Annotated in this window: 35 protein-coding genes; 31 read left to right on the forward strand and 4 right to left on the reverse strand. The window is 54.3% G+C overall.

Annotation, left to right across the window (positions count from 1 at the left end; all coding sequences use genetic code 11):
* Positions 1-114 precede the first annotated feature (114 nt).
* Positions 115-1263, reverse strand: coding sequence for a polyamine ABC transporter substrate-binding protein (locus H3L93_RS02070; protein WP_003797467.1), 1149 nt, complete (start codon positions 1261-1263; stop codon positions 115-117).
* Between the two features lie 254 nt (positions 1264-1517).
* Here H3L93_RS02070 and H3L93_RS02075 point away from each other — a divergent pair, with 254 nt between their 5' ends.
* The 6 genes from H3L93_RS02075 to H3L93_RS02100 all read left to right on the forward strand — a co-directional run bounded on the left by H3L93_RS02075 (position 1518) and on the right by H3L93_RS02100 (position 8032).
* Positions 1518-3212 carry a glutamine--tRNA ligase/YqeY domain fusion protein gene (locus H3L93_RS02075; protein WP_040558774.1) on the forward strand — a complete coding sequence of 565 codons (1695 nt, stop codon included), beginning with the start codon at positions 1518-1520 and terminating at the stop codon, positions 3210-3212.
* Positions 3213-3322: 110 nt separating this feature from the next.
* On the forward strand, positions 3323-4084 hold the full coding sequence (locus H3L93_RS02080) for a hypothetical protein (RefSeq protein ID WP_155803177.1): 762 nt from the start codon (positions 3323-3325) through the stop codon (positions 4082-4084).
* A 125-nt stretch (positions 4085-4209) separates the two neighbouring features.
* Positions 4210-5529: an FAD-dependent oxidoreductase gene (locus tag H3L93_RS02085; protein WP_003797464.1), complete on the forward strand. Its 1320-nt coding sequence runs from the start codon at positions 4210-4212 to the stop codon at positions 5527-5529.
* Positions 5530-5677: 148 nt separating this feature from the next.
* Positions 5678-6475 carry an STM3941 family protein gene (locus tag H3L93_RS02090; protein WP_003797463.1) on the forward strand — a complete coding sequence of 266 codons (798 nt, stop codon included), beginning with the start codon at positions 5678-5680 and terminating at the stop codon, positions 6473-6475.
* 35 nt (positions 6476-6510) lie between these two features.
* Positions 6511-7689: a phosphoglycerate kinase gene (locus tag H3L93_RS02095; protein WP_003797462.1), complete on the forward strand. Its 1179-nt coding sequence runs from the start codon at positions 6511-6513 to the stop codon at positions 7687-7689.
* A 172-nt stretch (positions 7690-7861) separates the two neighbouring features.
* On the forward strand, positions 7862-8032 hold the full coding sequence (locus H3L93_RS02100; protein WP_003797461.1) for a hypothetical protein: 171 nt from the start codon (positions 7862-7864) through the stop codon (positions 8030-8032).
* Positions 8033-8329: 297 nt separating this feature from the next.
* On the opposite strand, the gene H3L93_RS02105 is transcribed toward H3L93_RS02100, so the two are convergent.
* Positions 8330-8509 (reverse strand): hypothetical protein, encoded by a 180-nt coding sequence (locus H3L93_RS02105; RefSeq protein WP_003797460.1) that lies wholly within the window; start codon positions 8507-8509, stop codon positions 8330-8332.
* A gap of 46 nt (positions 8510-8555) precedes the next feature.
* Positions 8556-9455, reverse strand: coding sequence for a tRNA glutamyl-Q(34) synthetase GluQRS (gene gluQRS, locus H3L93_RS02110; protein WP_003797458.1), 900 nt, complete (start codon positions 9453-9455; stop codon positions 8556-8558).
* A 239-nt stretch (positions 9456-9694) separates the two neighbouring features.
* On the opposite strand from gluQRS, the gene recN reads away from it, so the two are divergent.
* Together recN and H3L93_RS02120 are read left to right on the forward strand one after the other, a co-directional pair.
* Positions 9695-11356, forward strand: a complete 1662-nt coding sequence (recN, locus tag H3L93_RS02115) for a DNA repair protein RecN (protein WP_003797456.1) — start codon at positions 9695-9697, stop codon at positions 11354-11356.
* Positions 11357-11494: 138 nt separating this feature from the next.
* Positions 11495-11827: a hypothetical protein gene (locus H3L93_RS02120; protein WP_003797455.1), complete on the forward strand. Its 333-nt coding sequence runs from the start codon at positions 11495-11497 to the stop codon at positions 11825-11827.
* Positions 11828-11988: 161 nt separating this feature from the next.
* On the opposite strand, the gene H3L93_RS02125 is transcribed toward H3L93_RS02120, so the two are convergent.
* Positions 11989-12801, reverse strand: coding sequence for a S24 family peptidase (locus tag H3L93_RS02125; RefSeq protein WP_003797453.1), 813 nt, complete (start codon positions 12799-12801; stop codon positions 11989-11991).
* 200 nt (positions 12802-13001) lie between these two features.
* Here H3L93_RS02125 and H3L93_RS13080 point away from each other — a divergent pair, with 200 nt between their 5' ends.
* From H3L93_RS13080 to terL, 23 genes are all read left to right on the forward strand, one after another.
* A complete protein-coding gene (locus tag H3L93_RS13080) occupies positions 13002-13391 on the forward strand; it encodes a helix-turn-helix domain-containing protein (protein ID WP_235965506.1) in 390 nt (129 codons plus the stop codon).
* Positions 13388-15658, forward strand: a complete 2271-nt coding sequence (locus tag H3L93_RS02135) for a Mu transposase C-terminal domain-containing protein (protein WP_003797451.1) — start codon at positions 13388-13390, stop codon at positions 15656-15658. Before H3L93_RS13080 ends, H3L93_RS02135 begins: the two co-directional genes overlap by 4 nt.
* Before the next feature lie 34 nt (positions 15659-15692).
* Positions 15693-16421 carry an AAA family ATPase gene (locus tag H3L93_RS02140; RefSeq protein ID WP_040558771.1) on the forward strand — a complete coding sequence of 243 codons (729 nt, stop codon included), beginning with the start codon at positions 15693-15695 and terminating at the stop codon, positions 16419-16421.
* On the forward strand, positions 16418-16777 hold the full coding sequence (locus tag H3L93_RS02145) for a hypothetical protein (RefSeq protein ID WP_003797449.1): 360 nt from the start codon (positions 16418-16420) through the stop codon (positions 16775-16777). Before H3L93_RS02140 ends, H3L93_RS02145 begins: the two co-directional genes overlap by 4 nt.
* Positions 16778-16780: 3 nt before the next feature.
* On the forward strand, positions 16781-17104 hold the full coding sequence (locus H3L93_RS02150) for an XRE family transcriptional regulator (protein WP_246313991.1): 324 nt from the start codon (positions 16781-16783) through the stop codon (positions 17102-17104).
* 55 nt (positions 17105-17159) lie between these two features.
* The gene (locus H3L93_RS02155; RefSeq protein ID WP_003797445.1) at positions 17160-17432 is read left to right on the forward strand and encodes a hypothetical protein; all 273 of its coding nucleotides are present in this window, start codon (positions 17160-17162) and stop codon (positions 17430-17432) included.
* Positions 17429-17623, forward strand: coding sequence for a hypothetical protein (locus tag H3L93_RS02160; protein WP_003797442.1), 195 nt, complete (start codon positions 17429-17431; stop codon positions 17621-17623). Before H3L93_RS02155 ends, H3L93_RS02160 begins: the two co-directional genes overlap by 4 nt.
* Entirely contained in the window at positions 17620-17862 is a 243-nt protein-coding gene (locus tag H3L93_RS02165) for a hypothetical protein (RefSeq protein WP_003797441.1), read from the forward strand. The genes H3L93_RS02160 and H3L93_RS02165 overlap by 4 nt, the downstream gene beginning before the upstream one ends.
* A gap of 91 nt (positions 17863-17953) precedes the next feature.
* Complete coding sequence (locus H3L93_RS02170) at positions 17954-18103, forward strand: hypothetical protein (protein WP_155803176.1); 150 nt, start codon at positions 17954-17956, stop codon at positions 18101-18103.
* Complete coding sequence (locus tag H3L93_RS02175; RefSeq protein WP_003797438.1) at positions 18100-18633, forward strand: hypothetical protein; 534 nt, start codon at positions 18100-18102, stop codon at positions 18631-18633. The genes H3L93_RS02170 and H3L93_RS02175 overlap by 4 nt, the downstream gene beginning before the upstream one ends.
* 51 nt (positions 18634-18684) lie before the next feature.
* Positions 18685-19221, forward strand: a complete 537-nt coding sequence (locus tag H3L93_RS02180) for a host-nuclease inhibitor Gam family protein (RefSeq protein WP_003797437.1) — start codon at positions 18685-18687, stop codon at positions 19219-19221.
* A 76-nt stretch (positions 19222-19297) separates the two neighbouring features.
* Complete coding sequence (locus tag H3L93_RS02185; RefSeq protein ID WP_155803175.1) at positions 19298-19540, forward strand: hypothetical protein; 243 nt, start codon at positions 19298-19300, stop codon at positions 19538-19540.
* A 112-nt stretch (positions 19541-19652) separates the two neighbouring features.
* Positions 19653-20339 carry a hypothetical protein gene (locus tag H3L93_RS02190; protein WP_003797435.1) on the forward strand — a complete coding sequence of 229 codons (687 nt, stop codon included), beginning with the start codon at positions 19653-19655 and terminating at the stop codon, positions 20337-20339.
* 229 nt (positions 20340-20568) lie between these two features.
* A complete protein-coding gene (locus H3L93_RS02195) occupies positions 20569-20994 on the forward strand; it encodes a gp16 family protein (protein WP_081446113.1) in 426 nt (141 codons plus the stop codon).
* A 99-nt stretch (positions 20995-21093) separates the two neighbouring features.
* Positions 21094-21519, forward strand: a complete 426-nt coding sequence (locus H3L93_RS02200) for a Mor transcription activator family protein (protein ID WP_003797431.1) — start codon at positions 21094-21096, stop codon at positions 21517-21519.
* Between the two features lie 213 nt (positions 21520-21732).
* Positions 21733-22251: a TIGR02594 family protein gene (locus tag H3L93_RS02205; protein WP_003797429.1), complete on the forward strand. Its 519-nt coding sequence runs from the start codon at positions 21733-21735 to the stop codon at positions 22249-22251.
* 214 nt (positions 22252-22465) lie between these two features.
* Entirely contained in the window at positions 22466-22726 is a 261-nt protein-coding gene (locus tag H3L93_RS02210) for a hypothetical protein (RefSeq protein ID WP_003797427.1), read from the forward strand.
* Positions 22704-23114 carry a hypothetical protein gene (locus H3L93_RS02215; protein ID WP_155803174.1) on the forward strand — a complete coding sequence of 137 codons (411 nt, stop codon included), beginning with the start codon at positions 22704-22706 and terminating at the stop codon, positions 23112-23114. The genes H3L93_RS02210 and H3L93_RS02215 overlap by 23 nt, the downstream gene beginning before the upstream one ends.
* The gene (locus H3L93_RS02220) at positions 23095-23304 is read left to right on the forward strand and encodes a hypothetical protein (protein ID WP_003797425.1); all 210 of its coding nucleotides are present in this window, start codon (positions 23095-23097) and stop codon (positions 23302-23304) included. Before H3L93_RS02215 ends, H3L93_RS02220 begins: the two co-directional genes overlap by 20 nt.
* Positions 23301-23585, forward strand: coding sequence for a hypothetical protein (locus H3L93_RS02225; RefSeq protein ID WP_003797424.1), 285 nt, complete (start codon positions 23301-23303; stop codon positions 23583-23585). The genes H3L93_RS02220 and H3L93_RS02225 overlap by 4 nt, the downstream gene beginning before the upstream one ends.
* Positions 23582-23788, forward strand: coding sequence for a hypothetical protein (locus H3L93_RS02230; protein ID WP_003797423.1), 207 nt, complete (start codon positions 23582-23584; stop codon positions 23786-23788). The genes H3L93_RS02225 and H3L93_RS02230 overlap by 4 nt, the downstream gene beginning before the upstream one ends.
* 1 nt (position 23789) lies before the next feature.
* Positions 23790-24293, forward strand: coding sequence for a DUF1804 family protein (locus tag H3L93_RS02235; protein ID WP_003797422.1), 504 nt, complete (start codon positions 23790-23792; stop codon positions 24291-24293).
* Positions 24290-25924 carry a phage terminase large subunit gene (gene terL, locus H3L93_RS02240; protein ID WP_003797421.1) on the forward strand — a complete coding sequence of 545 codons (1635 nt, stop codon included), beginning with the start codon at positions 24290-24292 and terminating at the stop codon, positions 25922-25924. Before H3L93_RS02235 ends, terL begins: the two co-directional genes overlap by 4 nt.
* Positions 25925-25928 lie beyond the last annotated feature (4 nt).

Genomic DNA, 25928 nt, shown 5'->3' on the forward strand with positions numbered 1-25928 from the left:
ATGAGGCAGCCTGAAACGAAGTTCGACGAGGTTGAGATGAACAAAACCCGTTTTCAGGCTGCCTAAACACAGGCAAAACAGGCATCTGTGTCGCAAGATGCCTGCTGGGCCGGTTTAGCGTTTGGTTTTGAGGTTGAGCCAAAGCTGGGTTTGCAGTTTGACGGTTTCGGGCGTTTTGGGCAGCACCACAAAGCTGTTGGCTTTGGTTTCGGGGCTGGGGAAAATGGACGGGTCGTCGGCAAGCGTTTTGTCCATCAGGGCGCGCGCGCCTTGGCTGGCCGGGGCGTAGGTTACAAAATTACCGTTTTTGGCGGCGACTTTGGCGTCGAGCGTGTAGTTGATGTATTTATGCGCGTTGGCAATGTTTTTGGCGTCTTTGGGAATCATGAACGAATCTATCCAGATGCCTACGCCTGTTTTGGGGGTGAGCACTTGGATGTCGTTGTTGCCGATTTCGGCGGCGCGGCGTTTGGCGATGTTCAAATCGCCGCCGTAGCCGATGGCAACGCATAAATTGCCTTGCGCGAGATTGTTGATGTAGCCAGACGAGCTGAACAGGCGCACGTCATGGCGTACTTTACGCATGGTTTCGGCGGCGGCTTCCAGGTCGGCTTTGTCGTTGCTGTTGGGGTCTTTGCCGATGTATTTGAGCACAAGGGGGAATTGTTCGGTGGGGCTGTCAAAAAAGCTGATGCCGCAGTGTTTGAGCTTGCCGGTGTATTCGGGGTTGAAAACCAAATCCCATTCGTTGGCGGGCAGTTGGTCTGTGCCGAGGGCTTTGGCGACGAGTTTTTTGTTGATGGCCAGAGTGTTGATGCCCCAGAAATAGGGAACGGCGTATTTGTTGCCCGCGTCCACTTGCGCCATCAGTTTGAGCAGCTCGGGGTCGATGTTGTTGTAGTTGGGGATTTGGCTTTTGTCGATTTCCTGATACGCGCCCGCTTTGATTTGCCGTCCGACGTTGGCGATGGATGGGGCGACGAGGTCAAAGCCTGATTTGCCGGTTAAAACCTTGGCTTCCAATACTTCGTTGCTGTCATAAAACGCTTGGGTTACTTCAACTGAATTGTTTTTTTCAAATTCGGTGATGGTGTCGGGGTCTACATAATCAGACCAAACGTAAAGATTCAGTTGGCTGGTGGCAGCGTTGTTCTTTTGCGCGGATTCGGACGCGACAGCAGCCGACTGGTCTTGGTTGTCCGAACCGCTGCACGCACCCAAGAATAAGGCGGCGAGCATGCTGGCAAGCAGGGTTTTGTTCATGTTGGTTCCTAAATAAAAAGGGCGTGGTTTTAAGCACGCCTAGGGTCAATAAAAGGCTTGGAAAACAGGCGCGATTAAACGCAAAAACAGGGGGCAACGCAAGCGGTTTTTCGCATCCGGCGCAGATTATTTTAGAGCGGTTTGCCAAGCCCACAAAACGGCTGCTTTCGGGTACAATTCGCTCCCATTTCATTGACCGTTTTCAGGCTGCATCACAGTTCAAAGGCAGCCTGAAAATCATTTGTGAGACCACCATGCTGACCAAAGACCAATTTGCCGACAACCACTTCATCCGCACCATCATCGAAGACGACCTCAAAACGGGCGCGCACGCCGCCATCCACACCCGCTTTCCCCCCGAGCCCAACGGCTACCTGCACATCGGACACGCCAAATCCATCTGCCTGAATTTCGGCTTGGCGTATGTGTTTGATGGGCAATGCAACCTGCGTTTCGATGACACCAACCCCGAAAAAGAAAACGACGAATACGTCAATTCCATCAAAGAAGACGTTGAATGGCTGGGCTTTCATTGGGCGGGCGAAGCGCGATATGCCTCCAACTATTTCGACCAACTGTTTGATTACGCCGTTGGTTTAATTAAAGACGGCAAAGCCTATGTGGACGATCTTACGCCCGAAGAAATGCGCGAATACCGCGGCACGCTCACCGAAGCGGGCAAAAACAGCCCCTACCGCGAGCGCAGCGTGGAAGAAAACCTTGATTTGTTTTATAAAATGCGCGACGGCGCGTTCCCAGACGGCAGCAAAACCCTGCGTCTGAAAATTGACATGGCCTCGGGCAATGTAAACATGCGCGACCCCGTCATCTACCGCATTCGCCGCGCCCACCACCACAACACCGGCGACAAATGGTGCATCTACCCGATGTACGACTACACCCACTGCATTTCCGACGCCATCGAAGGCATCACCCACTCGCTGTGCACGCTCGAATTTGAAGCCCACCGCCCGCTGTATGACTGGGTGTTGGACAACATTCCCGCGCCGCACGCCACGCGCCCACATCAATACGAGTTCTCGCGCTTGGAATTGCTGTATTCCATCACGTCCAAACGCAAGCTCAACCAACTGGTTACCGAAAAACACGTCAGCGGCTGGGACGACCCGCGCATGCCCACCATCTCCGGTATGCGCCGCCGCGGCTACACGCCCGAGGGGCTGCGCCTGTTTGCCAAACGCGCCGGCATTTCCAAATCGGAAAACGTGGTGGACATGAGCGTGCTGGAAGGCGCCATCCGCGAGGAATTGGAACACGCCGCGCCGCGCTTGATGGCGGTGTTAAACCCGCTGAAAGTTACGCTCACCAATTACCAAGCGGGCGTTACCCAAAGCCGCACCGCCGCGTTCCATCCCAACCATCCCGAGTTTGGCGAGCGCGATGTGCCGATTGGCGCAACGATTTATATTGAGCAAGACGATTTTGCCGAAGAGCCGCCCAAGGGCTGGAAACGCTTAACGCTGGGCGGCGAAGTGCGCCTGCGCCACAGCTATGTGATGCGCTGCGATGAAGTGGTGAAAGATGCGAACGGCAAAATTGTGGAACTCAAATGCACGATAGACCACGACACGCTGGGCAAAAATCCCGAAGGGCGCAAAGTGAAAGGCGTGATTCATTGGGTGTCTGCCGAGCATGCCACGCCGATTACCGTGCGGCTGTATGACCGCTTGTTTACGGTGGAACGCCCCGATGCGGTGCGCGGCGACGATGGCGAATACCTGCCGTTTACCGATTTTCTCAACCCCGATTCGGTGCGCGAAATCACCGCTTATGCCGAAAGCGCGGTGAACGATTTGCCACCCGAAAGCCATTGGCAGTTTGAGCGCATCGGCTATTTTGTTACCGACCGTTATGACCATAAAACAGGGCAACAGCCTGTGTTTAACCGCACGGTGGGGCTGAAAGATACTTGGCAAGCCAAGGCGTAATCATCCGAAGTATGAAGTTTCAGGCTGCCTTGGGAACGGCAAAGGCAGCCTGAAAACGGTTTTTGCATCATCATCAGCAGCAGCATTAGCATTGGCTAGCAGCATCAGCCATGCAACGCCTTTTCAGGCTGCCTAATGCGCCCGCCAAAGGCAGCCTGAAAACGCCATCAACCCAAGTTCCTTCCTTTTCAAAACATCCCAATCCTATTTTCAGGCTGCCCTGTTGCACCATTAGGCAGCCTGAAACCCATAGCCAAATGCTCTCCATCCAACTCATCAACCATCTCCTGTCGCACAACCCCGAAGTCTGCGCCCAGCTCGCAGGCTACAACGGCATCACCATCGCCCTGCAAACAGGCAGCCTGAACATCATCGCGCGCATCAACGCCCAAGGCTTGCTAGAAGCCAGTACACAACGCCCCGACAGCACGTTGATTCTGCACAACGACGCCCTGCCCAACATCCTGCGCGGCGCAATGCCCCAATTCAGCGATCTCGCCATAGAAGGCGACACCACCATCGGCATCAACCTGCTATCCTGTTGCAGCCAGCTGCGCTACACGCCGCAGCAAGACTTGCAACGCATCTTCGGCGAAGACCAAGCCCACGCGCTCGCGCAAAAAGCCCAGCAAATCGGGCAAACCCTGCAAAACATCGGGCAATTTTTCCGTTCTAACTCCGTTGAAACTTTCGGTTTTCAGGCTGCCGCAAACAGCCCCAGCAGCCCAATCAATCAAGAACAATACAACCAACTCGCCCACCAGCTGAACGACTACCAACAGCAGCTTAGCAACCTGCAACGCCAAATAGAACACACCAACCGCCGCTTAGACAGCCTAGAACGCAAAATGCGCGACTACGATGTAGATTAAGGCAGCCTGAAAACCGCCAAGCGCCCAAATCAGCCCTTTTCACCATAAAACGCGCCGTTTACACCATACTTGCCAACAAGATGCCCCTATCATCCGCATCTTGTTTTTTTATTTTGGAGACCACCATGCACACACAAAATCTCATCATCGGCTTTGGCAAAGCAGGCAAAACGCTTGCCGCCGATTTAGCCAACCACGGGCAAAGCGTTGTTTTAGTAGAACAAAACGATCAAATGTACGGCGGAACGTGCATCAACATCGGCTGCATTCCCAGCAAAAAACTGCTAGTAGAGGGCGCAAAGCAGCACGATTTTCAGGCTGCCATGCAAGCCAAAAACAACCTAATCCCCAAGCTGCGCGCCGCCAATTTCGCCAAGCTAGACAACATGGCAAACGTGCAAGTGATCCATGCCCAAGCCCAGTTTCAAGACGAGCACACCGTTATCCTGCGCGGCGCACAAGGCGAGCAAACTATCCGCGCCGAGCGCATTTTCATCAACACGGGCGCAACATCTAACCCGCTTAACGTTGCAGGCGCAGACCATCCGCGCGTGCATTACAGCACCGAAATGCTGTCGCTTGCCGAACGCCCCGAGCGTTTGGTGATTATCGGCGGCGGTTATATTTCGCTAGAATTTGCCTTTATGTATCAACAATTTGGCAGCCAAGTTACCATTTTAGACAACAGCCCCGTGTTCCTGCCGCGCGAAGACCGCGACATCGCCGAAGAAATGCTGCGCGTGTTAAATAGCCGCCAAATCAATGTGGTGCAAAGCATTGCCATCAACGCCTTTGCCGAGCAGGGCGATGGCGTGGTGGTGCAAACCAATCAGGGTGACTTTGCCGCCGATGCCGTGTTAGTGGCGATTGGACGGCAGCCCAACACCGCTGCGCTCGCGCTGGAAAACGCAGGCATCGCCACCACCGAGCGCGGCTTTATCGCCACCGATGCCCAATGCCGCGTGCTGGGAAAAGACCACATTTGGGCGATGGGCGACGTGGCGGGCAGCCCCATGTTTACCTACATTTCGCTGGATGATTACCGCATTGTGCGCGACCAACTGCTTGGCAACGGCACGCGCAGCCGCAACGACCGCGCCACCTTCCCCACCACCACCTTCACCGAGCCGCCGCTGTCGCACATCGGCATGACCGAAACCGCTGCTGCGCAATCAGGGCGCAGCTATAAGGTGTTGAAACTGAAAACTGAAGCCATCCCCAAAGCCAAAATTTTGGGACAAACCGATGGTCTGCTCAAAGCGATTGTAGACAGCGAAAGCGGCGAAATTCTCGGCGTAACCCTGTTTTGCGCCGAATCGCACGAAATCATCAACCTGTTTAAAATGGCGATAGACCATAAAATCCCCGCCAGCTACATCAAAAACCAAATCTTCACCCATCCCACCATTGCCGAAGGGTTGAACGATTTGTTTGCCGCCGCCTAAACAGCCATCACGGCATAGTTTGGCGCGCTGAAAAAGGCAGCCTGAAAACGAGTATCCGCCCGTTTTCAGGCTGCCTTTTGGCGTGGTTCTCGGGTATCATTGCGTGGCTTGTTATTCTGTTTTTCGGCAGCCTGAAAAGGAAAAAACCATGCACCAGCCCCTTGTTATACCGTTTAACCGCTTGCTTATTACCTTGTCATTGCTGGTTTGGTTATCTATTCCGCTATTTATTTTGTACCAAGCATTCAACGCTTCGTCCCTTGGGGTAATGATTTTTTGCGTTTTATGCTTTATGTTTATGGTTGGCACGTCTTTTCGTTATGTATTTGATGTATTAGAGACTTATCGCCAAGAATCGCTGCTTGTGATTGATGAGCAGGGCATAAACTACGCCCCCGTCGGCACCATCGCATGGCAAGATATTGAATATATACAGCCCTATTTGGAATCCAACAAGGGTTTCATTTATGTTTATGGTATTGAAATCAAAATTAAAAAACCTGAGCCTTATGCTGCCAAAATCAAACCGCACAAGCGCAAATCATTCCAGAAGTTTTCTGTCTTGCAAATTTCCCGATACTTGTTGCCCATACCTGCTAAAAAATTAGTGAAACAAATCGCGCAAGAATATGGCAGCTATTATCTGTTTCGCCTTGATGAACACGGCTTAACCGCTTCGCAGCTTGGCACAATCGCATGGCAAGATGTTGACGATATACGATTGTCTTCTGAATTTCCTTGCTCACACGGCTTAACCATTAAACTCAAACACCCCAGGCTGTATCTTGCCAACATCCCGCCACATGAACACAAAGCATTTCTTAGCCAGCCAGAATTTAATCTTTCTTCAGATTGGTTGCCGCTGCCTGCTAAAACCTTATTGCAGCAAATAGAGCAGGAATACGGTAGCTATTATCAGCCCGCTTCTCCAATTGAGGCAGCCTGAAACCCCTTTCCCAACCCCTTGTAAAGGACTTCCCCATGTCATTCCTCAAACTCACCGACCAAAACGTAAACGGCAAAACCGTGCTCATCCGCGCCGATTTAAACGTGCCCTTTAAAGACGGCAAAATTTCGGACGACACCCGCATTCGCGCTTCGCTGCCATCCATCCAATATTGCTTGGACAACGGCGCAGCCGTCATCGTGATGACGCATCTGGGCCGCCCCACCGAAGGTGAATTCCACCCTGAAGACGACGTTGCCCCCGTTGCCGCGCATTTGGGCAAACTGATGGGCAAGGAAGTTAAAGTGTTGAACGACTGGCGCGACAATCCGCCCAGTGTGAAAGCAGGCGAAGTTGCGCTGCTGCAAAACGTGCGCGTTAACAAAGGCGAAAAGAAAAACGACCCCGAGCTGGGCAAAGCCTACGCCGCTTTGTGCGATATTTTTGTGAACGATGCCTTTGGCACCGCGCACCGCGCCCAAGCATCTACCGAAGCCGTTGCCGCCGCCGCGCCGCTTGCCTGCGCGGGTATTTTGATGGCAGCGGAATTGGACGCGCTGGGCAAAGCCCTGAAAAACCCCGCCCGTCCGCTGGTGGCGATTGTGGCGGGCAGCAAAGTGTCCACCAAGCTCACCATTCTCAACAGCTTGGCGGACAAGGTGGACGAGCTAATTGTGGGCGGCGGCATCGCCAACACTTGCTTGCTGGCGCAGGGCAAAGAATTGGGCAAATCGTTGGTGGAAGCCGATTTGGTGAACGAAGCGCGCGCGATTATGGAAAAAATGGCGCAGCGCGGCAATCCGATTCCGCTGCCTGTGGATTGCATTGTGGCAACCGAGTTTTCCGAAACCGCCGCGCCGCTGCTGCGTGATGTGAACCAAATCGGCAAGGACGAGCAAATTTTGGACATCGGCGAACAATCGCGCGCGCGCTTGGCGGAAATTTTGCAAAACGCGGGCACGATTGTGTGGAACGGGCCCGTGGGCGTGTTTGAATTTGACAACTTTGCAGGCGGCACCAAAGCCGTTGCCGAAGCGATTGCCGCGAGCAATGCGTTTTCCATCGCGGGCGGCGGCGACACGCTGGCGGCGATTGCTAAGTTTGGCGTAACCGATAAAATCAGCTATATCTCAACAGGCGGCGGCGCGTTTTTGGAATTTTTGGAAGGCAAGGAATTGCCAGCCGTAGCGGCGTTGGAGAAGTTTGCGAAGTAATGTGAAATAGATTTTTGAGGCAGCCTGAAAGTGCAGCATTGCTTTTTCAGGCTGCTTTTTTGTGTGTGGGATTTTTTTGGGGGGTGTGGTTTGCTTGGCAATTTTGGTTTTCAGGCTGCCTTTGAGGGCAGGGTAGGGAGTGGATTTTTGCTAACTGGTAAGGCAGCCTGAAATGGGTATGGAGCGGCGACGGCTCGTCGCCAACAGCTTCAAACAAAGCATGGTTGGTTTGCCAAGATATCGGCGAGCCGCCGACGCTCCATTGGGGGAGCTTTCAGGCAGCCTGAAAATGGGGTTGCGCTTTGTGGTTAGCTTTGGGTGTGGTGTTTACCTTTGCGCCTAATCGCGGCGCGGCGACTTACTTTTCTTTGCTTCGCCAAAGAAAAGTAAGCAAAAGAAAGGCGACCCCGACGTGCAGGTCTGCTTCGCAGACTTCCCTCACTCCGCATCCTTTTTTCGGCGCGTGCGAACTAGTCGCACTTCGTGCGCCGTCGGGCAGGCGCACGCTTTTTTCCGAAAAAAGAATGCTGCGTTCGGCTGGACGTAGGGGAAGGTAGTAGCGCCAAACATTTGTGATGGATTAACCAATAAAGGCAGCCTGAAAATGGGATTTCTACTTTTTTCAGGCTGCTTTTTTAGGTTAGGCTTTGTGGCAGCCTGAACCGGGTATGGAGTGGCGACGGCTCGTTGCCAACAGTTTATTAAATAGAACATGGCTGGTTTGCCAAGATGCGAAATGTCGGCGAGCCGCCGACGCTTTATTGGGTTGTTTTTCAGGCTGCCTTTGGAATAGGGCAGGGCATAGCTGTTTAATAATCATTGATGCAGCCTGAAAACCGCATCCCCTAAACGCAGCCTGAAAACCCCTACTCCGTGCAAATCGCCTGCTTCGGCACGCGCGCCATGTTCCAATTTGCCACCGCCCAATCCAACACATCGCGCGGGCGGTTCACTTCGGGCGCGGGCGGGATGTTGAGATAGGTGCACACTTGGCGCAGCAGGGCTTCTTTGGCGGCTAAATCCAGCGCGGGGGCGAGCGTTTGCTTGCTCCACTTTTGCCCTTGCGCATTCACCAGCAGCGGCAGATGCGCGTAATGCGGCGTGGGCATTTTCAGGCTGCGTTGCAAATACATTTGGCGCGGCGTGGAAACCAGCAAATCTTGCCCGCGCACAATATGCGTGATGCCCTGCGCGGCATCGTCCACCACCACCGCCAGCTGATACGCCCAATAGCCATCGGCGCGCAGCAGCACAAAATCGCCGATGTCGTGGGCGAGGTTTTGCGCGTAATGCCCGACAATTTCATCGGCAAAGGCGATGGTTTCATCGGGCACAATGATGCGCCATGCGGGGGCTTTGTGGGCATCATGAGGCAGCCTGAAAACGCTGTTGGGGCGACACGCGCCGTTGTACACAAAGCCATCGGCGCCCATTTGCGCGGCGGCGTGCCAATCTTTGCGACTGCAATAGCAGGGATACGCCAAGCCTGCGGTTTTCAGGCTGCCTAATGCGGCTTGATACAGCGCGTGGCGTTGGCTTTGATACACCACTGCGCCGTCCCATTCAAAGCCGAATTGTTCTAATGTGAACAAGATGTTATCCGCTGCGCCTGCCATTTCGCGCGGCGGGTCTAGGTCTTCCATGCGCACCAGCCATGCGCCGCCGTGGGCGCGTGCGTCGGCGTAGGATGCGACGGCGGTAAGTAGCGAGCCGATGTGCAGCAAACCTGTGGGGCTGGGAGCGAAACGTCCGATGTAGTGGGGCATAGAGGCAGCCTGAAAAGGGGAAAGGGTGGATTATACGATTTTTGGGTTATGCCAACGAAACGCGTTTCGCTCGTTTTGGCTTCGCCCAACTGTGCTTCACTCGTTTTGGCTTTGCCCAACCGCGTTTCACTCGTTTTGGCTTCGCCGAAACACGCTTCACTCGTTTTCAGGCTGCCTCAAATGCAGTAATATCGCGCCCCAATACGCCCAACCATTTCACCACAAAGGTCATCCCCAAAATGCTCCTCGCCCTTTCCCTGCAAAACTTCGTCATCGTAGAAAAACTCAACCTAAACTTCCAAAACGGCTTCACCGTGCTCACAGGCGAAACAGGCGCGGGCAAATCCATCACGTTGGATGCCATCGCTCTATTGCTCGGCGACAAAGCCGATTACAGCCAAATCCGCACAGGCGCAAACGAAGCGCAGCTCTCCGCCTTGTTTGACATCAGCGAACACCCCGCCCTGCAAGCCGAATTGCGCGAACAAGGCCTGCTGGATGACGACAGCAGCGAACTCGCCATCCGCCGCACCATTGATATAAAAGGCAAAAGCCGCAGCTATATCAACAACCAAGCCGCCACGCTTGCCCAGCTCAAACACATCGGCTCGCAGCTGATAGACATCCACGGGCAAAACGCCCACCACTCCCTAAACCAAGAATCCGCCCAACGCCAATTGCTAGATGCCTTTTCAGGCAGCCTGAAACTGGTTGAGCAAACCCAAGCCGCCTACCAAGCATGGCAAACTGCGCAGCAAGCGCTTGCCGAAGCGCAAACCCAAGCCGAACACATCGCCATCGAGCGCGAACGCCTAGAATGGCAATACAACGAGCTAGACCAAATCGCCCCCGAAACAGGCGAATGGGAAAGCCTAAACCAAAGCCACGACAGCCTTGCCAACGCCGCCGAACTGCTGCAAGCCGCCAGCGAAGTGCAAGACTATATAGACAACGACAACGGCATCGCCCGCCAAATCAGCCGCAGCCAACGCACGCTGGGCAAACTGGCGCACATAGAACCGCGCTTTGCCGAAAGCCTAGAAATGCTAGACAGCATAGAAGCCGAATTAAGCGAAATCAGCCGCAACCTTAGCGGCGTGTTAAGCGACATAGAAATCAACCCCAACGAATTGCACGCCAAAGAAGAGCGCATCAGCGAGCTGATGAGCATCGCCCGCAAATACCGCATAGGGCCCGAAGAGCTGCCCAACAAGTTGGCAGAAATTCAGGCTGCCTTGCAACAGCTAGAAGCCGCCGCCGATATTGAAGCGCTGCAAAAAAACGTTGCCCAAGCGCAAGATGCCTATATGCAAATCGCCCAGCAGCTATCCAGCGCACGGCACAAAGCCGCCAGCAAGCTCGCTCACGAAACCACCGAACACATGCAAACACTCGCCATGAAAGGCGCGAAATTCCACATAGAACTGCAACCGAGCAGCCCCACCGCGCACGGCTTGGAACACATCCAATACCAAGTTGCCGCCAACAAAGGCACGCCGTTGCGTCCGCTCAATAAAGTCGCGTCAGGCGGCGAATTGGCGCGCATCAGCCTCTCCATTCAAGTAGTAACCAGCCAATACACCCAAGTGCCCACGCTGATTTTTGACGAAGTGGACACAGGCATTGGCGGCGGCGTTGCCGAAACCGTCGGGCGTGCCCTGCGCACGCTGGGCAAGCAACACCAAGTGCTCGCCATCACCCACCTGCCGCAAGTTGCCGCCTGCGGCGAACACCATTGGCAAGTCGCCAAACACAGCGAGGGCGAGCAAACCATCAGCGAAATCAGCGTGCTGGACGATGCCACCCGCGTGAACGAAATCGCCCGCATGCTCGGCGGCGAAACCATCACCGAAACCACGCGGCAACACGCGGCGGAGATGTTGGCGAATGCGGCGAAATAGTTTTTCAGGCTGCCTTTGCATTGCGATAGGCAGCCTGAAAACCCAAATGGCGCGGCGATGGTTCGTTGCCAAAGAATAAACGAGCGCAATAATATTGAACCCTGCTTTCAGGCTGCTTTTTGACACAGGAAACCGAATATGAAAGACATCAAACAACAATACAAAGAAGCCACCGCCGCTTTCCGCCGCCGCCCCAACCAGCATAACCACGAAGCCATCGCTCAGCTCTACGACCTCAAAGCCGCGCTGCAAAGGCAGCCTGAAAACCGCGAAACAGCCGAAATGCTGTCTGCCGTGTGCAGCCTGGTGGGGTTGCATCTGTCGGCATTGCGCGCGTTTGAGCCGTTTGCCGATGCTACCGACCGCAAAGACCAAACCAAGCTGTTTAAACTGCGCGACAACGCCAGCTACAAGCAAGACAAATTTGCGCTCAAAGTGTGGGGGAGTGATAGTTTTGTCATAGCTGCGTGAGCGGACGGACTCGCAAAAATTCCAATTCAATCAAACACAAACCCCATAATCCCACCGCCGCCCAAAAATGAGAAAAACCGCGAAAAAGTGAGCAAAAAACCATCACTTTCACGCGGTTTTTGTCATAGAACGATTAAAAACCTAGCAGGAATGATGAGCGCTTATTCTTTTATGCCGCAATCCCATAGGTAGAAGCCGTAAATCTCAAAGTCATATTCCCCTAGCTCCGCTAAATCCAGCGTTTCAACGGGGTAGATGTCTTTGTTGCTGTTGTCGCTGATGATGCGGTACACGCTGCGGCTGGTGCGCTGCAAGCGTTTGATGCGCAGCTCGTCCACTTGGCGGAACAGGTAGATGCCTTCACGGGTGTAGCCGTTTTGCATTTTCCACAGCACGGTGCCGCGGTCAATCAGCGTGGGGTGCATGCTGTCGCCGCGCACGCGGGTGCAGAAGCAGTGCGAGGGTGGCACGCCTAGATAATCAAAGAACGAGGCGCGAAACCACATGGCTTCGGTGTCCACTGGCTCATTAACCTGATAGCCGTTGCCTGCGCTGCCAAACACGTTTACATGATAACGCACGGGCACAATGGCATCGGTATGCTGCGCCGCTGCCCAATCGGCGTATTCTGCCACCATGGCGCGCATGAAAAATGGCACCCCCACGGCAGACGCGGCAGACGGCGAACGGCGCGGCTTGAGCTGGGTGGCATCGCTGGATTTTTCGCCCGTGAGCAGATGCAACAAGCCTTTTTCTTTAATTTCATCAATAAGATAGTCAGGTAAAAAATACACTTTCTTCATGCCCCCTTTGCCGCCTTGGGTGGGGGCTTCTTCATAATCCCAATTTTCTTTCTCAACACGATAGGCAATACCTGCTGGTGTAGTAGGCAGGCGTATTTCGCTGTTTTCTGTTGCCAGTGTCTTGGCTAATTCAACTAATTCTGCGGCACTTTTCCGGTATGTTTTTTCCATTTTGGTCTCGCTTTTATCTTTAAAGCTAAAACTGCGCAGCTTTAAAGAAAACTTTTAAAAATCTTTTAAGTTTTGTTTTCTTTTAAATCAGTTGTTTAGCTGAAATAAGGCGAAAACAAGGGCTAAATAGCTTGAAAGTTTTTTCTTTAAAGCTATAATGTTTACAACTTCAAAACGGAATGTTTAAAACATTATACCGATTGAACCCGCTCTTTAACAATTTGGAAAAAAAGCCGAGTAAATGGGGACGGTTTGTTCCCCAAGATTGGAGGTTACTGAACAGGCAGCCTGAAACCGTTTCGGGTTGCCGATTGAGTGATTTCTATGTGAAAGGAATGGATATGCACCCAGAGTTAATTCGCGCGGAAATTAGGATGCGCGGTAAGACCTTAACAGATTTGGCTAGGCTATATGACGTATCGCCCAAGGTGGTGAGTATGGCATTGAAGCAGCCCAGTTTAGCGGGAGAAAAAGCGATTGCAACGTTTTTGAATAAATCGCTGCATGAGCTGTTTCCCGAACGATGGACACAAGATGGTAGGCGGATACGCCCGCGCTATCGGTATTTATATGAAGAGGCGGCGGTATGAGAAAAACACATTTTGCTATTTCCGAGCTTTTGGAAATGGGTTTGGAAATACTTCCAAATACTGTGCAGGGTTTGTATTACAAGGCAAAAAAAGAAAACTGGCTATTCCGTGAAACGCCTTGCCAAGGCGGCAAGGGCGGGGTGAAGCGTGAATATGCGCTGCCGCCTGCGGTGTTGGATGCGATTTGGCAGCGGCGTGCTGCGGCGGCGGTGGCGGAGGGGGCTTATGGGCAGCCTGAACCTTGCGTTGCGGGGGCGGCTTATCAGGGCGAGGTGTTGGATGCGGGGCGTTTGAATGGTAGCACGGCGGCGCAGCGTGGGCGGGAGGGGGCGCGAATTGGGGTGTTGCGGTTGGTGGAGCGGATTATGGCGGAAAGTGGTTGCGGCAAGGAGGCGGCGATTACGACGCTGCTGACGATGGCGCAGATGCCGAATGATGATTATGCGCAGGCGCGGTTGATGCTGCGTTTGGCGAATGATGCGCGCGGGGGCGGCGGGGCGTTGCCGAGCAGTCGGACGATTATGCGTTGGTTTGCGGCGGAAAAGGCGGGGAGCTTGATGCCGAAAGTGCCGCAAGCGAATGCGGGGCAGCCTGAATGGTTTGGGCGGTTTTTGGCGGTGTGGCAAACGCCGCAGAAGTTGAGCGTGCAGGCGGCTTATGAGGTGTTTGCGCGGGGGGAATTGGGGCGTGAGCCTGCTGCTGCGCTGCCGAGTGTGCATCAGGTGCGGCGGTTGATTGAGAAGATGCCTGAGCTGGCGCGGCAGAAGGGGCGGATGGGGGCGCGGGCGTTGAAGAGCAAGCAGGGATTTGTGCGGCGGGGGTGGAAGCATTTGTTGCCTTTGCAGGTGGTGTGTGCGGATGGGCAGTGTTTTGATGCGGAGTGTGGGCATCCTGATAATCCGCATGCGCCGATTCGTCCTGAGATTACGCTGATTGTGGATGTGGGCACGCGGCGGGTGGTGGGCTTTGGGATGGATTTGGCGGAGAGTGGGCGGGCGGTGCGCAGTGCGATGGTGCAGATGATGACGACTTTTGGGGTGGCGGATGCGTTTTATGCGGATAACGGCAAGGGTTATACCAATAAGCTGTTAAATGATGAGGCGACGGGCTTGCTGGGGCGGGTGGGGATGACGTTGCATTTGTCTGCGCCTTATAGCTCACAGGCGCGGGGGGTGATTGAGCGGCTGCATAAGACGATTTTGGTAAAGGCGGCGAAGCGGATGCCGACTTATATTGGCAAGGATATGGATGGGGAGGCGAGCCGTGCGGTGCATAAGGCGACGCGCAAGGCGCAAAAGGCGCAGCTGGCTTTGGCGGGGCGGGATGTGCCGGCGGAATGGGCGGGGGTGCCTGCTTTGGCGAATATTGCGAGCACGAAGCCGCGTTTGCTGCCGACGTTTGCGGAATGCCGTGCGCTGATTGCGCAGGCGATTGATGAGTATAACAACACGCCGCATCGCAGCATGGAGATGGTGTTGGATGTGAGCGGGGCGGCGCGGCGCAAAACGCCAAATGAATGCTGGGCGGAGAAGTGGCTGTTGATGCCTGAGGGGGAACGCCCTATGCCTGTGGCGGCGGATGAGCAGATGTATTTATTCTTGCCGCAGGTGGTGCGCCGATTTAGCCGCTGCGAGGTGCGGTTGCGCAATAACATTTACTTTAATGCTGCTTTGGCGGATTGGGAGGGCAAGGAGGTGCGCGTGGCTTATAACGAGCATGATGCGCGGTTTGTATGGCTGTTTGATGAGGATGGGCGGTATATCGGGCGGATGGAGTGGAACGCGAATCAGCGCGATTTTTTCCCGAAATCGGTGTTGTTGCAAGACAAGGAAAAACGGGTGGACGCGCAAATCAAGCGGTACGAGGGCAAGATTGCGCTGTTGGATGGCACACGCGGTGCGCCGGTGTTGGAACACGCCAGCAGCGTGGATTTGGGGGGCTTGCGGCTGGATGGGGCGCAGCTAAAAGCGCAAGGGGAGGCGGCAATGGCGGCGATGGTGCGGGTATCGGATGGGGCGGCTGGCGATGGCAAGATGTTGAAGCTGGGGCGGCAGCCTGAAAAGGTGGCAGCAACAGCGGAGGCGGAGGATTGGCAAGTGCCGACGCTACCGAATGCGCAGTATGCGGCGTATAACCGACTGAAAGCCTTGCCGTATGAGGCTTTGAGCGCGGCGCAGCAAGGTTTTTTGGCATGGTGTGAAAGCCCGAAAGGGCAGTTGGTGATGCGCGAATGCGCGGAGCTGGAACAGATGCTGAAATTTGGTTGAGGTTTTTGATGAAACAAACAGGAGTGTAAACGCTATGAAAATAGCCAATATCAATAATTTATCTTTGGTGGCCGTGGCGATGGCGCGGCTGGTGAATCGGCAGGATGGTTTACCCGGCTTGGGCGTGTTGTATGGTCCGAGCGGCTTTGGCAAAACCACGGCAACGGTGGCGATTGCCAACAAAACGCAAGCCTATTATGTGCAGCTGCGCAGCGCGTGGAGCAAAAAAACGCTGCTGGAAAAGCTGTGTTTTGAAATGGGGCTGGCTGCGCCGAAAACGGCGGCGGCGTGTTTGGATGCGATATGCGAGCAGCTGGCGGCGACGCAACGCCCGCTGATTTTGGACGAGGCGGATTATCTGGTGGGCAAAAATGGCATGGTGGAGCTGGTGCGTGATGTGTATGAGGGCAGCCAATCGCCGATATTGCTGGTGGGCGAAGAGCAGATGCCCAATAAGCTGAAACGCTTTGAGCGGTTTCATGGGCGGGTGTTGAGCTGGATTCCTGCGCAACCAGTGAGCTTGGAGGATGCACGGCTGCTGGCGGAGGCTTATGCGCCCAATGTGCAGCTGGGCGATGATGTGCTGCGGCATTTGGTGGAGCTGGCGCACGGCAGCGTGCGGCGGGTTACGGTGAATTTGGTGAACCTTGCCGAGGCGGCGGCGATGAATAACCTTGATGCGGTGGAGCTGGGCAGCCTGAAAAGCCTAGGCGGCTTTGAGTTTTACAAGGGCGAAAGCCCGAAACGGAGCGTGAAAGCATGAATACTGAACCGATTGAATGCACCATTTGGCGCACGATGAAGATACTGGGCGCGTTTAGCAAGGCGGAGTTGCACGCTTATGTGGCGATGACGCATAAGGTGGGGCGGGTGAAGATTGGCAGCTATGTGAACACTTTATTGCGGCATAGCTTGCTGTGCAAGGCGGGCGATGGGCGGTTTTGCTTGGCGGTGAATGCGCCTGCGGCTGCGCCGATTTATCGGCAGCTGGGCAGAGTAAAACGCACGGCGGCTAAAACAACCAAACCCACCAAACCCAAACAGGCAAAAATTGCCCCGCCTGAAAAAGGAAAAAGCGCGGATTTTATGATTAGCGGATGGCATACACAGGGAGTTTAAAAGGTGTTTAAAGATTATATGAATGAGGGCTGGTTTGCCCTGCTTAAAGCGCGGATTGCGGCGGCGAGCTTGCGGCAAGTGGCGGCGGAGCTGGGGTATAGCGGCACAACGTTAAGCCTGATTGTGCATGGCAAGTATGCGGGCAAAACCGACCGCGTGGCGGCTGCGGTGGCGGCGCGGTATGAAACGGTGGCGTGCCCGTATCAAGGTAAAACCATACCGCTGCATGAATGCCGCAGCACGGCGCAGGGCAAAGCACCCACGCACAATCCGATGAAAATGCAGCAATGGCTGGCGTGTCAAAAATGCGCCAAACGCTGCGGGTGATATTTTTTTTGCCTATTGTTTTTAGTAACTATTTGATTTAAAAGGAAATACAAAAATGAACAACGATTATTTGCTGCGCGGATTTTGGCGCGATATGGCGATGCTGGCGGCGGGAATGACCGCAGGCGCGATGATGACGGCGGCGGTTTCGCACGCCAAACCGCCCGTGTCCCAGCCCGCCGTGATGGTGGAAAAGAACTGCGATGCGCTGTGGAACACGCCGTATGCGGATTTAAACGCGGCGGAGCAGGAGGCGCGCTATCAATGCGATGAGGCGGAAGCGTTGGTGGATAGATGGGCGGCAGCGAGTGAGGAGGGCGAGCCATGACCCGCTACACCGTTTACCTGCCCAGCTACACGCACGATGCCTTGCCGATTGGCACGATTGAGCACCGCCCCGCCAGTAACCAAGCTGTGTTGCGGCTGGATGGTAGCAAAGAAAAAACGTTTTACAGCGTGGCGGCAGCGATGCACAGCGTAAAACAGCAGTATCCCAACGCGTTTTTGGAGGCAGCATGAGCGAAGTGATTAACCGCTACACCGTGCAAATCCATGTGCATTATGACCGCCAAAGCAAACGCTACGGCTGCGCGGTGAGCAATCAGGCGGGCGAGTCGCTGTGCCCCGAGGCGCAAACCGCGTATGCCTCGCCTGCGGATGCGATTTATCAAGCCTTGCATCATTTGGCGTTGGAAAACAACTTTTCAGGCTGCCTGAAAGCAGCGGAGTGTAAATATGAACCTAAAAATGAGTTTTAAAAGCACATGGCGATTGGCACGCACAGAGGAGCGCGCCAAGATAGTTTTATATGCGCTGCAGATAATGCTTAACGGCGGGCTTGTTATCGGGATGAAGATTGACAGCCAACGCGATGTCGCCTTGTTGCTCGCCTGCCTGCTGGCCATGTTTGCCGCCGCCAACGGCTTGCAAGTGATACGCCGCGATATCGTTATCCGCCTACTCACCGTTGCCTTGCGGCGCAAAGGGGCGCAGCCATGAGCGCCGAAGAGCTGGAAACCGAACTGCGCTACGCCCGCAGCGCCATCTGGACGGTGGCGCAGATGGGCGGCGAGTCTGCCAAGCTGTTGATGCAATACATCGGCTGGTTTGCCCCGCCCAATGGCAAATTGAGCTTTGAGCAGATTGCCGCGCATCTCGCCGCCGTGCAAGCCATGTTTAACGACAGCACGGCAGCCGAGTGGAAAGCCGCCTTGCGGCAAATGTTGGCGGATAAGGTTTCAGGCAGCCTGAAAATGCCGCTGACCAACCATTTGCCTTTGGAAGATTATTTAACCGCTGCTCGGGCGCAGCAAGCCCATCGGCAGCCTGAAAACGCATTTGAAGCCGATGCGCCCAGCCCATCGCCCGCGCCCCATGCCGTAAACAGCAGCTATCCCGATGGCACGCAGTTAATCCCAAAGCCCACTCCGCCGCCTGCGGGCAAAGCGCCCAGCGCGGAACAAAAGGCACGCGCACATGAGCTATGCCTAGCGATGAAACAAGCCTGCCGCGCACGCGGGGCAGCCTGAAACGCAAGCAACCTATTCAACTTAATTTAACCCACCTTTAAGGAGACCATCATGGCAAAACCTGCCAAAACCCGCATTAAAACCACCGCGCAAATTGCCGCGCAAAGCAAAGACGACGTGATTGCCTTTATCCGCGAAATGGGCGATGTGAGCCGCGAAGTGAAACGGCTAGAAGCCACCATGAACGACGGCATTGCCGCCTTGCAACAGCAATACGCCGACCAATCCGCCCCGCATAATCAACGCTTGGACGAGCTGCAAAACGCCGTGCAGCTTTGGTGCGAAGCCAACCGCGATGCGCTCACCGACAATGGGCGCGTGAAGTTTGCCGATTTGGTAACCGGCATTGTGAAATGGCGCAACAACCCGCCCAGCGTGCGCATAACAGGCGTGGATGCCGTGATTGCGCTACTGAATGCCGACCCCGAGCTGGTGCGGTTTATCCGCACCAAAGAAGAGATTAACAAAGATGCCGTGCTCAACGAGCGCGTGCTGTTTGACCAAGGGCAAGTGCCCGGCTTAAAGATTGTGGAAGGCAAAGAATTTTTTGTGATTGAGCCGCATGACCAAGAGTTGAGCGGGGTGTGAGCATGGAAAACGAAATTAAAGTGCATGCCAACCAAAGCGCAGGGGGCGATATAAACGTGGATGGCATCAGCCTGCTGTGGATATGCTGAATGTGTGCAATCTCGCCATCGCAGGCTTGCCTGCCCTTGTGGATGCCATTCAGCAAGGCGCACCGCGCAGGAGCTTGCCGCGGATGTGCAACGGCGTGCGGTGGTTTTTGGCAGCGGCGCAAGCAGCCGCCCAAGATAAGCCTGAATTGCTGGCTGGGGTGAAGCAAACGGCGCAGCAGTTTGAGCTTGCGGCGGCGTTTGCGGAAAGTGAAATCAGTACCAAGCATTAAATCCCAAATCCAAGCGGGCTATCAAATTTGATAGCCCGCTTTAGTTTGTGATTTATTCTCTATAATGAATACTGTATGATATTTTACAGTACTTTTTTAGAGGTGTTTTTATATGGAAGGCTCGCTTATTGGAATTGGGCTATTTGTCATAGTCTGTATGATTATTTTTGTGTGTAAAGAAATAAAGAACAGTTGGGTAAAAAATAAAGAAGCAAAAGAGTTGTTAGAGCATGAACAAAAAGAGCGAGAAATCAAAATATTTCATGCTCAATTGCGTGCGAAAGCTGTAAAAATAGAACAAGAGCGGGCTGAGCGTGAGGCATGGCGTAATCGCGAAGCGGCAAAAATATGCCAAACGCTGCAAGGATACAGCGAAGCAAGAGCGTTTCTCTATGATATGGCATTTGAGAAATGCTTTGATAATTATCAATCCCGCGATGAACAAATACTTTGGGAATCTATACGCATTGTTTTGGAAAGCCACAATGAGAAAACCATGGAATCGCGTATCCACCTTATCTATCTAAAACATCAAGGGATGGGCAATGATAGCCCAATAGGGGCACATGAATTTAGGCTATTGGCAACGCATTTTTATTTAGGGCAAATACAAGCGTTGATGAACAAAATTGAAAATTATAAAACTCGTGCAGCCAAGGAAAAAGCTAAAATAAAAATTCAAGGTTTATTTGAACAGGCTTTATTGCCAAAGGCAGCGGATACGCTTTATCAAAATGCTGTTCGTGAGGGATTATGTTTGTACGAAGCGTTTTTACAAAAACAAAATACGTCCAATTAAACAATAAATACTTGTTGTATTTTTTGCCAAGAAACCGAATACAAGTAAAAGAACCCAAAAATCCTATACGCCCAAAAGCCCTCCGCTTTTGGGCGTTTTTTTTGCCTTATTGCATAGAGATGGTTATTTTGTAACTTATTGTTTTTATGGTAAAGCTGTACATTCAGCTTGCGCCACCTTTGTTGGTATAATTCGGCTTATTTTACTTGGAAATTCAAGGAGAAAGCGCGTGAGCCATGCCGCCTATCGCCAAAAAATGATAAGCAAAATCCATATTGCCCAACAACAACTGGGGCTAGACGATGATGTGTATCGCGACCTGCTCTCGCAAGCCACAGGCAAACGCAGTTGCAAGGATATGATGGACAACGAGCTGGCAGCGGTGCTCAACCTGTTGCAGCAAAAAGGCTTTGGCGCGAATGTAGGCGCAAAAGCCTATCAGCGCACGCCATTGCATTTTGCCGAGCAGGGCGCGATGATGCGCAAAATGGGCGCACTGCTCACCCAAATGGGCAAAAGCTGGGCATACGCGCACGGCATCGCGCGCAAGATGTTTGGCGTGGAGACGGTGCAGCGCTGCGACGGCGAACAGATGCGCAAGGTGCTGGCGGCGCTGAATTATCAGGCGAAGCGCGAGGCGCACAAGGCAGCCTGAAACAGACAAGGCGGGCAAAAAAAAGCCCGCGCATCGGGCGCAGGCGTATTCAAAAAAACAGTATCAATTTGAATTTTAACACAGAATACGGAGCGTTGGATGCAAAAAGACGATTGGGATTGTTTGCCCGAAAGCATGCAGCAGATTGCGGAGGTAATCGGGCTGGACGGGGCGGAAAGATTGGTGCGGGCGGTTGGGGGCGCGCGGTTTAAGTTCGGCAAGGGGCGGCACAACACCGCGCGCATGAAGCTGCTGCGCCAAGCGGTGGGCAAGGCGGGCGCGGACAAGCTGGCGGCGGTGTTTGGCGGGGATGAGTTGTATATTCCGCGCTGCACGGTGCAGCTGCGCAAGGTGCGCAATCGGCGGTTTCGGGCGGCATTTATGGCTTTGACCGATGGCGGCAAAACCAGCAAGGCGATGGCTTTAACCGAGCTTTGCCCACAATTTGGGCTGTCGCATCGCACGGCGGATAAGATTTTGGCGGAGCGGGAGGAGGTGGCGGTGCAGGGGGCGTTGTTTGATTGAAGAGTATTTAAAAACCGTTTAACGTGGCAGCGCGTTGGGCGGTTTTTTGCTATGACAAAATAGGCGTGAAATAAATAGGCAGCCTGAAACCTTGCTTGGGGTTTCAGGCTGCCTTTTTGCGTGGGGCGAAGCCTTGCGTCTGACTGGTGCGGCTGCGGTTTGGGCATGATGGCAACCTACTGAAACCATCATTAAACCCTAAAAGGAATAAGCATGAATACACAACCTTCCGAACTGGCATGGCTTGCCATCGCCCGCCGCGAAATCGGCACGCGCGAAATCGCGGGCAAAGAACACAACAGCAAAATCCGCAACTGGCTAATTAGCCTAAACGCATGGTGGCAAGATGACGAAATGCCGTGGTGCGGCACATTCGTTGCCCATTGCGCACGCGAAGCGAAACGCGCTTTGCCGCAGCATTGGTATCGCGCCAAAGACTGGCTGAACACAGGCACGCGCTTGGATAAACCTGCCTATGGCTGCGTAGTCGTTTTTGACCGCGCGGGCGGCGGGCATGTGGGCTTTGTGGTGGGCAAGGACAAGCAGGGCAATTTGATGGTGCTGGGCGGCAATCAGGGCAATGCGGTGAACATTAAGCCATTTGCGATGAGCCGCGTGGCGGGCTATGTGTGGCTGGATTGGGCAGATGGACGCAAATCTGCGCCCAAGCCTGAACGCTTTGAGTTGCCGTTGTTGGACAGCAATGGGCAAGTTTCGCGCAACGAACGCTAGGAGGCCGCCTAAAAATGAAACGGCACTCTGTTGTATTGGGTGCGCTGGTGGCATTAAGCCTAACCAGTCTTGCGCCGCCATCGCCTGAACTGACTTTAAAAAAACCCAGCCGACCGCGCCCGCAGCCGCACCCATTGGGCGGTGTTGCGCTGCGTAAACATCGCCACAGCGGCGTAGCAGCGGCGCGGCGGGCTAAACGCAAAGGGAAACGATAATGAAGCTGCTCAAATGGCTATCGGGCTTAATCGCCAACCCCGCTACGGGACAAATCAGCCACACTAAACTCTGGGCAAACATCACCGCCGCCTGCATGACCTACAAATTTATCCAAACACCTGATGCGCCCGAGTGGCTGTGGTGGGCATACGGCGGCATGGTGGGCGGCTATGCGCTGATTAAGCGCGGCATTGCCGCCGTGCCACAGGTGGCAGAAATCAAAAAAGGACAAAGCGATGCTGCGGATGCTTTGGAGTAAATACCGTTTGCAGGCTGCCTGCGTGGGTTTTGCGCTGGCGTGCGCCTTATCCGCGTGGGCGGGCTATGCCGTGGCGCAAAGCGCGTGCCACGCGGCAACGTTGCTGCTGAAAAACCAATACGCCGACGAAAAACTGAAAGCCCAGCAAGCCTATGCCGCCGCGCTGGCTGATGCGCTGGCGAAACAGCAAGCGGCGGTGCAATGGGCGCAACAGCAAGGCGATCAGCTTGCCGCCACCCGCGCCCAATTAGAACAACGGCAACACGAACTGAACAAGGAAATCCCCCATGCCACGCATCAAGATAATCAAGGCACTACTGTTTACAACGGCATTGGCAACCACAGCCTGCAACTCTACAACCGCGCCTTTGGCTACGCCGCTGATTAGGCAGCCTGAAATCCCGCCTGTGTCTACCGAGCTGCTGGCAAATCACGAACGCCCCGAGCGTCCCGCCAGCGGTTCACCCCAACATTTGCTAGACCACGCGGTGCGCTATGGCGGCTACTGCCAAAAGCTGCAAGCGCAAGTTTCAGGCTGGCAGGCGTGGTATCGGCAGCAGCAAGGCAGCCTGAAATGAACACGCAGAATTTTTTAACCATGGAATGGGCGTTTGGCATCTTGACCAGCTTTCTGATTGCGCTGCTGTGGCATTTTATCCGCGTGTTGGATGAAAAATTTGAGGCGATTGAAGCCAAGCACGAGCGCGTGCAGGGCGAATTGAACAAGGTGAAGCTGGATTACGCCACCAAGGCGGAAGCCACGGCAAGCAGCAGCAATGTGATGAAATCGTTGGAGCGCTTGGAAGCTAAACTAGACAAATTGAACGACAAATTAGACCAAAAGGCAGACAAAGCATGACGCTGGAAAAAGACCCGATTTTAGCCGCGCTGGCGCGGATTGAAGCCAAGCAAGATTTGGCATTGGAACAGCAAAACCGCATGGAGCGCGAGATGGACGAGATTAGGCAAGACACGCGGCGCGTGGCGGCGATTACAGGCGGGGCGGCGGGCGGCTTGGTGTCCACCGGCATTTTGTTGATTAAAGCGAAGTTCGGGCTGTGATATGGCGCATCCGCAAGAAAAACGCGACGAGGTGCGCCGCCGCTATGTGTTTGAAAACTGCCCGCTGGAAATGGCGGCGGCTTTTGCCCAAGTGCCGGTTGCTACGGCGCGCAGCTGGAAATATGCCGCCAAGGAAACAGGCGATGATTGGGACAAGGTGCGCGCCGCGCATTTTATGGCGGGCGGCGGCTTGGAAGATGTGAACCGCCTGATTATGGCGGGCTTTTTGGTGCAATACCAAGCCACGTTTGAGCAGCTCAACGGTGGCGGTGCGGATATTGACCCGATTGCGCGGGTGCAGGCTTTGGGCAGCCTTGCCGATGCGTATAACAAGATGGTGGCAGCGAATAAGAAAATCCTGCCCGAAACCAGCGAGCTGGCAACGGCGATGCGCGTGCTCAACCTGTTGGCGGAGTTTACCGCGCAAAAATACCCCAACCACCTTGCTGCCATTGGCGAGCTATTGGAGCCTTTTGGCGCGTATATGCAGGATAAATTGGCATGAAGTTGAAAGAATTTACCCAGTCGCTCAAACAGCTGGCGGCGCAGTTGCAGCGCACGATTGAAGCCGAAGTGATGGGCTTTGCCAACGACCCTGCGGCGATTGCCGAGCGGCGGGCGCGTGTGTTTGACCCTGTGGGCGGTTTTGAATTTTTTGTGCAGACGTATTTTCCGCACTATGTGCGCAGTCCGCATAAATCGCAGCTGCATGAGTATTTGTTTTTCATACTGCCGCAAATGCTGGCATCGGAAAAAAGCGAGCAAGAAGCAATTGCCGCGCCGCGTGGCGAAGCGAAATCTACGCTGGTTACGCAGCTTTTTACGCTGTGGTGCATTGTTACCCATCGCAAACACTATATTTTGCTGGTGATGGACAGCATAGACCAAGCTTATCCGATGCTGGAAGCAATTAAGGCGGAGCTGGAATTTAACCCACGCTTGGCGATGGATTTTGCCGATGTGTGCGGGCAGGGGCGTGTATGGCAGGCGGGGACGGTGGTTACTGCCAACGACATCAAAGTGCAGGTGGCAGGCAGCGGCAAGAAACTGCGCGGCAGGCGCCACGGAGCGTTCCGCCCCGATTTGGTGGTGCTGGACGATATTGAGAACGATGAGCAGGTGCGCAACCCTGCCCAGCGCGACAAGCTGGAAATATGGCTGAAATCGGCGGTGCTGCATTTGGGCGGAGTGGGACAGAAGTTTGACGTGGTGTATATCGGCACGATTTTGCACTACGACAGCGTGCTCAACCGCACTTTGCACAATCCGATGTGGCACAGCATGAAATTTAAGGCGATGTTGGCGTTTCCCGAGCGCATGGATTTGTGGGACGAATGGGAAGCCATTTTGCGCAATAACGGCAATGCGGGCGCGGCGATGGCGCAGGCGTTTTATGAAGCCAATAAGGCGGAGATGGAGCGCGGGGCGCAAACAAGCTGGGCGGCGCGTGGGGTGTTGGATTTGATGAAAATCCGCGCCCGCGACGGGCATGAAGCGTTTGATAGCGAATTGCAAAACGACCCTGTGTCCAGCGAAAACGCGCCTTTTGCCAACGCGATGAAGTTTTGGACGGAGCTGCCGCCTGATTTGGTGTATTTCGGCGCACTGGACCCGAGCTTGGGCAAAGCAGGCGCAAGCCGCGACCCGAGCGCGATTTTGGTGGGCGGCTATCAGCGCAGCACGGGCAAGCTGTTTGTGGTGGCGGCGCAGATTAAAAAACGGCTGCCCGATTTGATTATTGAAGATGTGATACGGCTGCATCAGCAATACCGCTGCGCGTTGTGGTTTGTGGAGACGGTGCAGTTTCAAGAGTTTTTAAAAGACGAGCTGGTGAAACGCAGCGCGGCGCGGGGCTGCCCTGTGCCTGCGCGGGCGGTGAAGCCGATTGCGGATAAGCTGCTGCGGATTGAAACCTTGCAGCCGCACATGGCAAACGGCTTGATTTGGCTGCACGACACGCAAGCTACGCTGATTGAGCAGCTGCGCCATTTCCCCAAGGCGGCGCATGATGATGGACCGGATGCGCTGCAAATGCTTTGGGCGGGCGCAACCAGCAACGCTGCGCCGATTGAATGGCACAGCACGGCAGATGATGATTTTGATGATAGGGAATGGAAAAGCAAATGGGCGCGTTAAGGCA

It is taken from the genome of Kingella oralis, assembly GCF_014054985.1.
GTDB lineage: Bacteria > Pseudomonadota > Gammaproteobacteria > Burkholderiales > Neisseriaceae > Kingella_B > Kingella_B oralis.